The 12,280-nt window shown below is 73.0% G+C and carries 14 protein-coding genes; 6 read left to right on the forward strand and 8 right to left on the reverse strand.

Annotated elements, in window-relative coordinates:
- Positions 1 to 7 precede the first annotated feature (7 nt).
- Together thrS and ACPCK6_RS10505 are read right to left on the reverse strand one after the other, a co-directional pair.
- Positions 8 to 1,222 carry a threonine--tRNA ligase gene (gene thrS, locus ACPCK6_RS10500; RefSeq protein WP_423480990.1) on the reverse strand — a complete coding sequence of 405 codons (1,215 nt, stop codon included), beginning with the start codon at positions 1,220 to 1,222 and terminating at the stop codon, positions 8 to 10.
- Between the two features lie 219 nt (positions 1,223 to 1,441).
- Entirely contained in the window at positions 1,442 to 1,720 is a 279-nt protein-coding gene (locus ACPCK6_RS10505) for an excalibur calcium-binding domain-containing protein (protein WP_423480991.1), read from the reverse strand.
- Between the two features lie 397 nt (positions 1,721 to 2,117).
- Here ACPCK6_RS10505 and ACPCK6_RS10510 point away from each other — a divergent pair, with 397 nt between their 5' ends.
- From ACPCK6_RS10510 to ACPCK6_RS10525, 4 genes are all read left to right on the forward strand, one after another.
- A complete protein-coding gene (locus ACPCK6_RS10510; protein WP_318332360.1) occupies positions 2,118 to 2,741 on the forward strand; it encodes a DedA family protein in 624 nt (207 codons plus the stop codon).
- Between the two features lie 56 nt (positions 2,742 to 2,797).
- The gene (locus ACPCK6_RS10515) at positions 2,798 to 3,166 is read left to right on the forward strand and encodes a type II toxin-antitoxin system RelE/ParE family toxin (RefSeq protein ID WP_423480992.1); all 369 of its coding nucleotides are present in this window, start codon (positions 2,798 to 2,800) and stop codon (positions 3,164 to 3,166) included.
- The gene (gene relB / locus ACPCK6_RS10520; RefSeq protein ID WP_396879912.1) at positions 3,163 to 3,495 is read left to right on the forward strand and encodes a type II toxin-antitoxin system RelB family anti-toxin; all 333 of its coding nucleotides are present in this window, start codon (positions 3,163 to 3,165) and stop codon (positions 3,493 to 3,495) included. The genes ACPCK6_RS10515 and relB overlap by 4 nt, the downstream gene beginning before the upstream one ends.
- A gap of 96 nt (positions 3,496 to 3,591) precedes the next feature.
- Positions 3,592 to 4,254, forward strand: coding sequence for a DUF998 domain-containing protein (locus tag ACPCK6_RS10525; RefSeq protein WP_423480993.1), 663 nt, complete (start codon positions 3,592 to 3,594; stop codon positions 4,252 to 4,254).
- A 26-nt stretch (positions 4,255 to 4,280) separates the two neighbouring features.
- On the opposite strand, the gene ACPCK6_RS10530 is transcribed toward ACPCK6_RS10525, so the two are convergent.
- A complete protein-coding gene (locus tag ACPCK6_RS10530; protein WP_396879910.1) occupies positions 4,281 to 5,684 on the reverse strand; it encodes an NAD(P)H-quinone dehydrogenase in 1,404 nt (467 codons plus the stop codon).
- Between the two features lie 106 nt (positions 5,685 to 5,790).
- Between ACPCK6_RS10530 and ACPCK6_RS10535 the strand changes: the two genes are divergently transcribed.
- On the forward strand, positions 5,791 to 6,246 hold the full coding sequence (locus ACPCK6_RS10535; protein ID WP_135243301.1) for a gamma-glutamylcyclotransferase: 456 nt from the start codon (positions 5,791 to 5,793) through the stop codon (positions 6,244 to 6,246).
- A gap of 75 nt (positions 6,247 to 6,321) precedes the next feature.
- On the opposite strand, the gene ACPCK6_RS10540 is transcribed toward ACPCK6_RS10535, so the two are convergent.
- From ACPCK6_RS10540 to ACPCK6_RS10555, 4 genes are read right to left on the reverse strand one after another with little or no spacing between them, the layout of a single operon-like run.
- A complete protein-coding gene (locus ACPCK6_RS10540; RefSeq protein ID WP_423480994.1) occupies positions 6,322 to 7,284 on the reverse strand; it encodes a GNAT family N-acetyltransferase in 963 nt (320 codons plus the stop codon).
- 42 nt (positions 7,285 to 7,326) lie between these two features.
- The gene (locus ACPCK6_RS10545; RefSeq protein ID WP_396879908.1) at positions 7,327 to 8,067 is read right to left on the reverse strand and encodes an SCO6745 family protein; all 741 of its coding nucleotides are present in this window, start codon (positions 8,065 to 8,067) and stop codon (positions 7,327 to 7,329) included.
- Between the two features lie 37 nt (positions 8,068 to 8,104).
- The gene (locus ACPCK6_RS10550) at positions 8,105 to 9,031 is read right to left on the reverse strand and encodes a hypothetical protein (RefSeq protein ID WP_423480995.1); all 927 of its coding nucleotides are present in this window, start codon (positions 9,029 to 9,031) and stop codon (positions 8,105 to 8,107) included.
- Positions 9,032 to 9,033: 2 nt separating this feature from the next.
- Positions 9,034 to 9,663 (reverse strand): MBL fold metallo-hydrolase, encoded by a 630-nt coding sequence (locus ACPCK6_RS10555; RefSeq protein WP_423480996.1) that lies wholly within the window; start codon positions 9,661 to 9,663, stop codon positions 9,034 to 9,036.
- Positions 9,664 to 9,787: 124 nt separating this feature from the next.
- On the opposite strand from ACPCK6_RS10555, the gene ACPCK6_RS10560 reads away from it, so the two are divergent.
- Positions 9,788 to 10,807, forward strand: coding sequence for a DUF4349 domain-containing protein (locus ACPCK6_RS10560; RefSeq protein ID WP_423480997.1), 1,020 nt, complete (start codon positions 9,788 to 9,790; stop codon positions 10,805 to 10,807).
- Here ACPCK6_RS10560 and ACPCK6_RS10565 read toward each other — a convergent pair.
- The gene (locus ACPCK6_RS10565; protein ID WP_396879904.1) at positions 10,764 to 12,023 is read right to left on the reverse strand and encodes an amidohydrolase; all 1,260 of its coding nucleotides are present in this window, start codon (positions 12,021 to 12,023) and stop codon (positions 10,764 to 10,766) included. The genes ACPCK6_RS10560 and ACPCK6_RS10565 overlap by 44 nt on opposite strands.
- Positions 12,024 to 12,280: the final 257 nt, after the last annotated feature.

Consider the following 12,280-nt stretch of genomic DNA (forward strand, 5'->3'; position numbering starts at 1 on the left):
GTCGGGGTCAGGCCGGGAGCAGCGCCGCCGACCGGCTCGCGACCACCGCGCCGACCAGGCTCAGCGCATCGGCGGCGGGCATCGGGTCGAGCACCCGGCCGTCGCGCAGGCGCAGCGAGACCGAACCGTCGGCCGCCTCCCGGGCGCCGAGAACCCCGGTGTACGGGACGCGGCGCCGGGACGCGTCCCGGATCCGGGCACCGAGCGAACCGGCGTGGTCCACCTCGACCCGCAGTCCGGCCGCCTCGGCCCGGCGGGCCAGCCCGACGGCCGCGTCGGCCTGCGCCGCGTCGACCGGGAGCAGCAGCAACTGCACCGGGGCGTACCAGGCGGGGAACGCGCCCTCGTGCACCTCGATCAGGTACGCGAACAGCCGCTCCATGCTCCCGACGAGGCTGCGGTGCACCATCACCGGCCGTTTCCGGCGGCCGTCCGAGTCGGTGTACGACAGGTCGAACCGCTCCGGCTTGTCGAAGTCGAGCTGGACGGTGGAGATGGTCGACTCCCGGCCGGCCGCGTCCACGATCTGAATGTCGATCTTCGGGCCGTAGAACGCGGCCTCGCCCGGCGCCTCGACGACGTCCACCCCGTCGAGCGCGGCGCGGAGCAGTTCCTCGGCCCGCGCCCAGGCGGCGTCGTCGCCCACGTACCGCTGGTCCGGCCCGCGCAGCGACAACCGCAACCCGGCGGGACGGACGCCGAGCGCGGCGTGCGCCTCGCCGATCAGCCGCAGGATCTCGCGGACCTCGTCACCGACCTGCTCCAGGGCGCAGAAGTTGTGCGCGTCGTTGAGCGAGATGGCGCGCACCCGGGACAGGCCGCCGAGCACTCCGGAGCGCTCCGCCCGGTACATGCCGCCCAGCTCGGCGACGCGCAGCGGCAACTCCCGGTAGGAGCGCCCCCGGGCACGGAACACCAGCGCGTGGTGCGGGCAGAGCGCCGGGCGCAGCACGAACTCGTCGTCGGCGCTCAGCCGCATCGGCGGGAACATGTCGTCGGCGAAGTAGCCCAGGTGCCCGGACAGCTCGAACAACTCCCGCTTACCGAGCGGCGGCGAGTAGACGTGCTGGTAGCCGGCCCGGCGCTCCAACTCCCGGACGTACTCCTCGACGGCGTGCCGGGCGGCGGCGCCGGCCGGCAGCCAGATCGGCAGCCCGGCGCCCGCGAGCGGATCGGAGACGAACAGCTCCAGGTCCCGGCCGAGCCTGCGGTGGTCGATCATGTCGCTCTCCTTGATCGGGTACGACCCGGAGGCGAGCAGGCCCGGTACGCCGCGAGGCCCCGGAGCGGATCGCCCCAGGGCCTCGTCGACGGAAACGTCAGTGCGGCGCGCCGGGAACACCCGGCGTCGTGGTCACTACCGCGCTGCGCATGCCCCGACCGTACGGCCGACCTCACATGTGCCGCGACCGCTTTTCCGGCCGGCGCCGATCACCTGCTGTCAGCGCTTCTCGCAGGCGACGCCGTCCTTGTCCCGATCGAGGTGGGTGTTCTTCGCGTACACGCTGTTGGACACGGTGAAGTTGGTGACCGGCTTGGTGCTGCCGCGGACCTTGTCCTTCGCGCCCTTCTTGCCCACGCCGTGCTTGTACGTCTTGTTGAGCGCGGTGCAGTTCTTGTATTTCTTCGCCGCCGCCTCCGCCGGTCCGGCGACGGCTACCGCGCCGCCGCCGAATGCCAGGGTCAGGGCGAGTACGCCCCGGAGCAGGGTCGAACGCATCGAGAAGCCTCCCGTGAGGGTCTGCTGGTGGAGCCCTGGATCGTATTCGCGGAATGCACTCACGGAAGTGTGCTGTCGCAGTCGCGACAACGGAGAGTGGGTGCGGGTCGCCGGCACGGGACCTGCCGGCGACCCGCGGCGGCTCGGGCATCGGGAACGGGGGACCCGACGGCTCCGGTGCCGCGTCCGACCAACGGTACGCCGGGAATCGACGATGCGCCGCCCCGCCCCGTGGTGTATGCGCCGGTGGCCCGTCACTCGCGGGCGGGCCGCCTCGTTTCACACCTACGGCCTGCCGGTGTCGGCTGTCACCGTGCGGCGGGGCCGGTGGTGGTGACGCCGCACACGGCGTCAGGCTCGATCCGGTCGAACGGAGAACTCCGGCGAGGTGGCGGTCGTGGCCGAGCTCATCTCTGACGTCGCGTCGCCCATGTGGGCGTACGCGCTGTTGCTGATCCTGCTGATCGCCGACGCCTTCGTCCCGGTGGTGCCGACCCAGCTCGTCATGATCACCAGCGGGGCGCTGACCGTGTACGGCGGGCTCAGCCTGCCGCTCACCATCGCGGTCGGCGCTGCCGGTGTGTTCATCGGTGACCTGGCCTGCTACCTGATCGGCCGCAGTACGCCGACCCGCCGCGCGGCGCGTGCCACGACACCGGGACGGGCACGCCGGGCCGTCACCCGGGTCACCCGGGGGCTGCGCGAACCGGGGCCGATGGTGATCCTGCTCTGCCGTTTCGTGCCAGGTGGCCGCATGGCGGCCTGCTTCTCGGCCGGGCGCAGCCGCTACCCGTACCGGCTGTTCCTGCCCTACGAGGCGGCGGCGGCGCTCGCGTGGTCCAGCTACGGCGCGCTCGTCGGTCATCTGGGCGGTACGGCGCTGACCCACTCGGCGTGGCGGCTGCTGCTGATCGGCGGGGTGGCCGCTGCGGGGTTCGCGCTGGCCGGGTGGGCGATGACCTGGATCAGCAGCGCCCGGCAGACCCGTGCCGAGGCCACCGCCGACTCCGCCGGCACCTGACGCGCAGTTCGGAGCGTTGACCCCCACCGCGTATAAGTTCGGTTTATATTGACCGAGTGTGGGAGATCAGGCTTCATCCTGAGGTCGAGCTTTGGTTCCTGGGCCTGTGCACGAGTGAGCCGAGCACCGCTGACCTCGTCAGCGAGGCGCTCGACCTGCTGGCGGAGCACGGTCCCGCACTGGGCCGACCACTGGTCGACCGGCTCAAGGGCAGCGCATATCACCACATGAAGGAACTACGACCAGGCTCGAGCGGCACCTCGGAGGTTCGGATGATCTTCGCGTTCGATCCCTCCCGTGAAGCCATCTTCCTGGTGGCCGGGGACAAGGCGGGGCAGTGGCAGGGTTGGTACCGGCTCGCCATTCCGTTGGCGGACGAGCGGTTCCAGGAGCACCTGATCAACTTGAAGGAAGAGCAGTCATGAGCGGTGGGGCCAACTGGCGCGACGTCAAGGCGAAGGCCCGAGGTATCGATCCCTCGTGGGACGACAGCGAGCGTGTCGCCCGGCGGGGACAGCTCCGAGAGAAGATGCTGGCTTCGGTCAGCGGCGCGCAGCTGGCGGAGATCCGCAAGCAGTTGGGTATGACCCAGGCTCAACTGGCGGAAGCGGCGGGCTTGTCTCAGGCGCGGATCAGCCAGATCGAGAACGGCGAGAGCGTCAACCTGGAGATCCTTCGCGCCTATGTGACCGGACTGGGCGGACACCTTGATGTTGTCGCCCGAATCGGGAACATCCGCCTCGACGTAGCCTGACGCGGTTCTCGGGGGTCCGGTAGGGGACGACCCGGGGAGCGAAGTGGGTGGTGGTCCCGGATCCGTCTGGGGCGGTTACGGCGACAGGCTGGCCATATGCCTGGAACGCGGAGCAGCGGCCTGTTGGCCCTCGGCGGGATCGTCCTGGCGGCGGTACTCGCGATGGTCGGTCATCTCGAGGTGAGCGACGACCTGGATCCCTGGTCGCTGACCGTCAGCGACTTCGCCGTCTCCGATCGGGGCGGCGTCATCGACACGGCGATGGCGGTGCTCGCGGCGGCCAGTCTGGTGCTGCTGCCGTCGCTGCGCCGGGCCGGTGCGGGCCGGGTGCCGCTCGCGCTGCTGACCGTCTGGTCGGCCGGGCTGCTGGCCGCCGCCGTGGTGCCCACGAACGAGCCGGGTACGCCGATGGACACCGCCGCGTACGTGCACCGGTACGCCTCGGTGCTGTCGTTCCTGGCCCTGCCGGTGGCCGGCTGGCTGCTGGCCCGCCACCCGGTCGCCGGAGCCGCCACCTGGCTACGCGGGCTGACAGTGGCCAGCCTGGTGCTGGCGGGCGCGATGATCTGGTCCGCCTACCCCGGCGACCGGGCCCTGCTGGGCCTGATCGAGCGCCTGCTCATCCTGACCGAGACAGCCGTCATAACCACCCTGGCCCTGCACGCCACCCTGAGCCCCAGGACCAGCGCCGTCGATCATGCAGTTGTGACCCCGCACAGACCGGGCATTCCGGTCGGATCGGGGGCCACGACTCCATGATCGACGAAGACGGGGCAGAGACGGGATCACTCCAGCTCGTGGAGCATGAGCTGGCGGGCGGCCTCGGTGATGGAGCCGGACAGACTCGGGTAGATGGTGATGGTGTGCGCCAGCTCGTTGACGGTGAGATTGTTCTCCACCGCCATCGTGATCGGCAGGATCAGCTCGCTGGCCTTCGGGGCCACCACCACGCCGCCGATCACCTGGCCGCTCGCCGGCCGGCAGAACAGCTTGACGAAGCCGTCGGCCAGGTCGTCCATCTTCGCCCGGGCGTTGCCGGACAGCGGCAGCATCACCTGGCGGGCCGGGGTCTTGCCGGCGTCCACCTCGTCCTGGGAGACGCCGACGGTGGCCAGCTCCGGGTCGGTGAAGACGTTCGCCGCGACGGTACGCAGCCGCAGCGGCCGCACCGCCTCGCCCAGCGCGTGCCACATGGCGATGCGGCCCTGCATGGCCGCGACGCTCGCGAGCGGCAGCACGCCGGTGCAGTCACCCGCCGCGTAGATGCCCGGCACATTGGTACGGGAGACCCGGTCCACCGTCACGTAACCGCCCCGGGCCAGCTCCACGCCGTACTCGGCCAGGCCCAGGTCGGCGGTGTTCGGGATCGAGCCGACAGCGATCAGCGCGTGCGAGCCGGTGACCTGCCGGCCGTCGGAGAGCACCACCTCGACCCCGTCACCGACGCGGCGGACCGCCTCGGCGCGGGAGTTGTTCAGGATGCTCATGCCCCGGTTGCGGAACACCCGCTCGATCGCCGACGCGGCGTCGGCGTCCTCGTGCGGCATGACCCGGTCCCGGCTGGACACGAGCGTGACCTTGACGCCCATGGCGAGGTACGCGCTGGCGAACTCGGCACCGGTCACGCCGGAGCCGACCACGATCAGGTGCTCGGGCAGCTCGGGCAGGTCGTACACCTGGCGCCAGGTCAGGATGCGCTCGCCGTCCGGTACGGCGGTGGGCAACTGGCGGGGGGTCGCGCCGGTCGCGACGAGCACCGTCGACGCGGCGATGGAGTATTCGGCTCCCCCGCCGGCCGGGGTGACGATCACCCGGTGGGTGTGGCCGAGCGTGTCCTCGCCGAGCCGGGCGGTGCCGGCGACGAACTCGACGCCGGCCTTGACGAGCTTGGTGTGGATGTCGGCGGACTGGGCCAGCGCAAGCCGCTTGACCCGCTCGTGCACCGCCCGCGCGTCGACGGTGACCGCCTCCAGGCCGTCCGAGTGCACCCCGAACTCCTCGGTGTCCCGGTAGCCGGTGACCACCTCGGAGCTGGCGATGAACGTCTTGGAGGGCACGCAGTCGGAGAGCACGCAGGCGCCGCCGGCGCCCTCCGCCTCGACCACCGTGACATCGGCGTCCAACTGCGCGGCGACCAGAGCCGCCTCGTACCCGGCCGGCCCGCCGCCGATGATCACGATCTGGCTCACAGCAGTCGCCCCTCGTCTGTGCTCACAGTGACTTTCTTCTCCCCGTCCCGTCCGACACGCACTGTCGTATTCTCCCCCACCCGCCAGCCGGGCTATCGTCGTCGCCGTGCGTCTCTACGCTGCTTACGGCTCAAACCTGGACCCCGCTCGCATGCGCGCCTACTGCCCGCATTCGCCGATGGTGGGCACCGGCTGGCTTGAGGGGTGGCGGCTCACCTTCGCCGGCGAGGACGTCATCGGGTGGGAGGGCTCGGTCAGCACCGTCGTCGAGTCCCCCGGTGACCGGGTGTTCGTGGCGCTCTACGACATCCACCCGTACGACGCCGCGCAGCTCGACGAGATCGAGGGCGTGACCTCCGAGACGTACCGCAGGCTGACAGTGCGCGTCTCGACGCTCGACGGCGACGTGACCGCGTGGGTCTACGTGTTCGACGGGTACGAGGGCGGGCTGCCCACGGCGTGGTACCTCTCGGAGCTCGCGAACGCCGCGGAGAAGGCGGGCGCGCCGGACGACTACGTCACCGAGCTGCGGTCCCGCCCCACCGGCACCGCGTCGGCGTAGCGCGTCTCCCACACCCACAGTGTGCGCCGGGCGGCCGTACCCGCGCTCGGCGACCCCGGTACGAGGGGTACCGGGTCACACCCGCGAGGCGGGCACGCTGCGCTCGTACATGTCGGCCCAGTGCTCCTCCACCAGCCCGACGGAGCGGTAGAGCGTGACCGGCGCGGTCGGGTTGGCCAGGTCGACGCCGAGCCCGGCGCCGGTACGGCCCTTGGCCGCGTAGACCGCGAACGCCCGGCGCAGCAGCGCCGCGCCCACTCCCCGGCGCCGGTACGCGGGCAGCACCGACAGCGTCCGCACCCACCCCCGGTCCTGGTCGAGTGCCTGGTCGGAGGACTGGAGCGCACCGGCCGGCTCGCCGTCGACCTCGGCCAGGAACCACTCGTCCCAGACCTTGCCGTACGACGGCAGCAGGTCCCGCCACTGCGCGAAGTCGAGCGGATCGTGGTCGGGAGTGTCCCGGAACGCGGTGTCGTAGATCCGGTGGAACAGCCGCAGGTCGTCCTCGTCGTCGGCGCGCAGCGGCCGGACCGTCACCCCGGGCGGGGGCGCCGGCTCGGCGGGCAGGTCGGCGAGCGAGCGGCTCATCCGGATGTAGCGCTTGATCCGGGTGAACCCGGCCTCGGCCAGCTCACCGGCCCAGCGGGTCTCCGGCGCGTACACCCCGGCGCGGGCGGTCAGCGCGGGCAGGCCGCGCTCGGCGGCCCGTTCGGCGACGCGTTCCAGCAGCCGGGCCAGCAGTGGCGCGCGCAGGTCGGCGCCGCGGTCGGGGTCGACGAGCACGTCCACCCACTCCCGGCCCACGCCGCTCGGGTTCGCGAGGATCGACCAGGCCACCGCCGTACCGTCCGGGTCGGTGACGAGCCACGAGTCGCGGGCCGGGTCGACGAACGGCGCGGTCAGCGCGGACCGTACGTCCTCGTCGTCGAAGTCGGGGTAGCCGACGGCGAACGTGTCGGCGGCGTGCACCACCGCCAGGATCGCGGGCACGTCGTCGAGGGTCGGGCGGCGGGCCGACCAGCCGGCGGGAAGCGTCACGGGCCAGATCCTGGCAGGCGCACCGGCCGGATCGCCTCCCATTTATCCGCCGCGGGCACGCTGCCGCGCGGCGGCGAGCAGACCCCGCAGCTCAGCGCCCTCGGCGGCGTCCAGCGCGCGGAACGCCGCCGACGCCAGCCGGTCGGTCACCGCCTCGGCCCACAGCCGGCGCCGCACCAGCGGCCCGACCGGCGGGTACGGGGGCGCCCAGCCGCACGCGGCGGCACCGGCCTCGCCCTCCGGCCCGGCCAGCACCGCCTCCAGCGGTGTCAGCCCGGCCGCGCGCACCGCCAGCAGGTACGCCCCGGCGAAGTGCTCACGCAGCAGCAGCATCCCGACAGCCGCCCGCGCGCCGGGCGACGGGTCGGGCACCGGCATGGCCCGCCAGGCGGCGAACAGCGGCATGCCGCTGCCGTCCGCCGCGTCGACCGCCCGGCCCAGCAGCGCGGCCAGCCGGGACGATTCGGCGCTGTCACCCAGCCGCGCGGTGCCCCACCGGCAGCACTCGGCCAGGTTGGCGGCGGCCACCTCCAGCGGCGGGACGGTGCGCGCGGCGGCGTCCCAGCCGTCGGTGACCGCCTCGGGGGCGATGAAGCCGAGCGCCGCGGCGACCGTCTCGGCGCGGACGTCACCGAGCGCACCGGCCCGCCCGGTGATGTAGAAGGCCCACCCGGAGATGCCGAGCAGCCGCGCCCGGCGCAGCGTGGACGGGCAGCGCGCGAACGCCTCCCCGAGTTCGAGCACCAGCGGTTTGCAGGCGGCGGCGAGCTGTTCCGGAGTCATCGGCCGCCCGTCACTCCACCGTAGCCATTCATCACGCTCAGTCTGCCCGGTCGTCACCGGTGTCGGCATCCCCCTCTTCGGCGTCCAGCGCCTCCAACACGGCTTCCACCTCACCGGCCCGGCGCCGGGCCGCGGTGACCGCCCGTTCCGCGCCCCGGCGGGCCAGCCGGGCCCGGCTCAGCTCCTGCTCGGCCACGGCCCGGCGACGCTCCAGCTCGGCCAGTTCGGTCTCGATCCGGTCCAGCGTCGCGGCGCCGTCCCGCTCGGCCGTGTCGGCCGCCACCAGCTCCTTCTCGGCCCGGTCCAGGTCCGCGCGGGCCCGGGTCAGCTCCCGGGTCGCGGTCCGCCGCCGCCCGGCCCGTTCGGCCCGCGCCGCCCGCTCGTCGCGGGCCCGCCGCGCGTCGGCCCGCTCGGCCGCCCGATCCGGTACGACAGGCGCCTCCTCGCCCCCTGTCACGAGCCGGAGCTGGGGGCGGGGCACCTCGCCGAACCCGGCGTAGTGGCTGGCCCGCAGCAGGCGTCCGGCGCGTACCTGTTCGGCCACCTCGGTGTCCGACAGCGCGGCGTTGAGTGTCGCCTCCACCTCGCCCAGCGGTAGCTTCCCGGCCGGGGGCGCGGCGGGTTCGGCGGCGGCGAGCCGGCGTACCTCCGCCACCAGCGCGCCCACGACGGCGCGCCGCTGCGCGGACAGTTCCCGCAGCGTGCCGCCGCGCAGGTCGCGTTGCGCGGCGCGCAGCGACTCGGCGAGCTGGCTCAGGTCGGCGACCAGCTCGGGCCGGCGGATCGCCAGCAGGTTGACCAGCCAGGCCGCCACTGTGGGACGGCGCAGCTTGCCGATCTCCCGGGCGGTACGCGGGTCACCGGACTGCCGCGCCTGCGCGACGGCCTCGTCCCGGGCCGCCACGAACCGGTCCGGCGGCGTGGCGTAGAGCCGCCGGACCACCTCCGCGGGCACCTCGGTCATGGTCAGGCGTCGATCCGGGTGCCCGGCTCCAGACGGCGGTAGTCGGTGTTGGACATCGCCGTGTACTGCCGGTCCAGCACACCGAAGCCGTTGTCGTTCAGCAGCCCGTCGTGCAGCGCGTACGCCCGGCGCGGCGCGACCGCGCGGATGAAGTCGACGACCTCGGAGAACTTCGACCAGGGCGCGTGGATCGGGGCGAACAGCGTGTCCACCTGCACGTCGTCGGGCACGAACAACGCGTCGCCCGGGTGGTAGACCACGTCGGCGAAGAGGTAGCCGATGTTCTGGATCACCGGGATGTCCGGGTGGATGACCGCGTGCTGCCCGCCGTACGTCCGTACCGGCGTCCCGGCGACGGTGAGCGACTGTCCGGGCTCGACCGTCACCAGCGCCTCGGCGGCGTCGCCGAGCACCCCGGCGAGCGAGGCGGGACCGTGCACCGGCACCGGCCGCCGCTCCAGCGCCCGGGTCAGCGCGGCGACGTCCACATGGTCCGGGTGCTCGTGGGTGATCAGCACCGCGTCCGCCCCGTCCAGCGCCGCCGGATCGCTGAAGACACCCGGGTCGACGACGAGCACCGCACCGTCGTGCTCCAGCCGGAGACAGGAGTGGGCGTTTTTGGTCACCTGCATCGTGACTCCTCGATTATCGAATCGTGATGTCCTCAGCGCAGTCTGCCGGAACCGGCGCGACCACGCGTCACGTCCGAGGTATCGGTCCCGGCAGTCGGGGCCGCCGACGATCGGAGTACGGGGAATGGGCGGACGACGACTCCGGGGCGTGGCCCTGGTGGCTGTGGTTCTGATAGCGGCACTGGGTGTGGGCGCCTGCGGCGCGGGCGGGGACTCCGGCAGCGACTCGGCCGCACCGGCCGCCGACGGAGGCGCGGGGCGCGAGCAGGCCGCCGGGGGCGGCTCGGACAGCGGTGGCGCGGATCGCGACCAGGCCGCCCCGGGCGGCACCGGTGGCGCGGACCTGCGGGTCGACCAGCGGTCCATCATCTACACCGGGACCATGCAGGTCCGGGTGGACGATGTGGAGGCCGCCGCGCGGGAGGCGACCACAGCGGTGACGGCGGCCGGCGGATTCGTCGGCGCGGACCGGCGGTCGAGCCAAGCCGCCGAGGCGCGGGCGGCGCTGACGCTGCGCGTGCCCGCGGACCGGTTCAGCGCGGTGATCGACCGGATCGCCGGTCTCGGCCGGCAGGAGCGCCGGGAGATCCGCACCGAGGACGTCACCGAGCAGGTGGTCGACCTGGACGCCCGGATCGCCACCCAGCGGGCGCGGGTGGAGAGTTCCCGCAAGCTGCTGGCCCGGGCCACGTCGGTGGACGAGCTGGTCCGGCTGGAGAACGAGGTGGGCACCCGGCAGGCGGACCTGGCCGCGCTGGAGGCCCGCAAGCGCCGGCTCGCGGACCTGACCTCGCTGTCCACCATCACCGTGACGTTCCTCGGTCAGGACGCCAGCACCGCCGAGGAGGAGGCCGACCTGGGCTTCCTGGCCGGGCTGGGGGGCGGCTGGACGGCGTTCCTGGCCTCGGCCCGGGTCCTGCTCACCGTGCTCGGCGCGGTGCTGCCGTTCGCGGTCGTGATCGGCGTACCGCTGTGGTTGCTGCTCCTGTGGCGACGCCGGGTGCGGGCCCGGCGGACGCCGCCGCCCAGCCCGGGCGCGATGCTGCCGCCCGGCCTGGGCCCGATGCCGCCGGGCCCGGCCGGGCCGGCCGACGGTCCCGTCAGCGCACCGCCGCCAGTGCCCGCAGCGCGGTCTGGACCATGAGGCGTACGCCGGCCTCGATGGCGCGCTCGTCCACGTCGAACGAGGCCCGGTGCAGGTCCACGTTGGGCCCGCTGCGGCCGACGCCGAGACGGGCGAGCGCGCCCGGCACGTGCTCCAGGTACCAGGAGAAGTCCTCGCCGCCCATGCTCTGCGGCGTCTCGGCGATGCCGTCGGGACCGAGCGCGGCGGCGGTGGCCGCGGTGAGCACACCGATGGCCCGGGCGTCGTTTGTCACCGGGGGCCGGCCGCGCAGGTATTCCAGGTCGACGGTGGCGCCGGTCGGCGCGAGCACGTCCCGCACCACCTGAGCCACGATCTTGGGCGCCTGGTCCCAGGTGTCGCGGTCCATCACCCGCAGCGTGCCCGCCGCGCACGCCTCGGACGGGATGACGTTGTAACGGGTGCCGGCCGAGGCGTGGCCGAACACCAGCAGCAGCCCGCTGTTGGCCGGCACCCGGCGGCTGATCAGCGTCGGCACCTCGGTGACCAGGCGGCCGAGCGCGTCCACCAGGTCGACGGTCAGGTGCGGGCGGGCGGTGTGCCCGCCCGGCCCGGTCAGCCGGACGGTGACGTTGTCGGCGGCGGCGGTGATCGGGCCGACCCGCAGGCCGACCTTGCCCACCGGCAGGTTCGGGTCGCAGTGCAGCGCGAAGATCTGCACCACGTCGTCCAGGCCGCCGGCCTCGATGACCTCCAGCGAGCCGCAGGGCAGGATCTCCTCGGCCGGCTGGAAGATCAGCCGGACCCGGCCGTCGAGCCGGCCGGTGTCGGCGAGCTGGGCCAGCAGCATGCCGACGCCGAGCATCACCGACGTGTGCACGTCGTGGCCGCAGGCGTGGCAGACGCCCTCCACCGTCGAGCGGTACGGCACGTCCTTCGGGTCGCTCAGCGGCAGCGCGTCGATGTCGGCGCGGAGCGCGATCACCGGGCCGTCGGGGCGGCCGTCGATGTCGCAGATGACGCCGTTGCCCTTCGGCAGCAGACGCGGCTTCAGCCCGGCGAGGGACAGCTCCCGGTGCACCAGCGCGGCCGTCTCGAACTCTTCGCCGGACAACTCCGGGTGGGAGTGGATGTGACGGCGCGTCTCGATGAGGCCCGGTACGCGCAGAGCGAGCAGATGGTCGAGCTCGAAGGGCAGGGGCTGGTAACCGGTCGGCGCCTCGGGCCGGGACGACGCCAGCGGGCCGCCGGAAGGCAGCGTCAACGCACTCGTCACGTCGAATTCTCGATCACTAGAAGTGGATGGATCTTCGGGTCGGACAGCAGACAGCCTAGACCTCCGACGGTGACGCTGCGCAACATCTTTCGCGTAGCGGTCGGACCGCGCAGCGTCACGAATGCCCTGGTGGGAGGGCTCGAATATCTGCGGGACAGCAGGTAGATCGCGGTCGAACGCCGTCATCCGCCTCCCACCTCCTACAACGCGTAACCGTTTCATCGGTCACAAATAACGACCCGTCGTTCCGAATTGTC

It is taken from the genome of Micromonospora sp. AB353 (genome assembly GCF_049538395.1).
Classification (GTDB): domain Bacteria; phylum Actinomycetota; class Actinomycetes; order Mycobacteriales; family Micromonosporaceae; genus Micromonospora; species Micromonospora aurantiaca.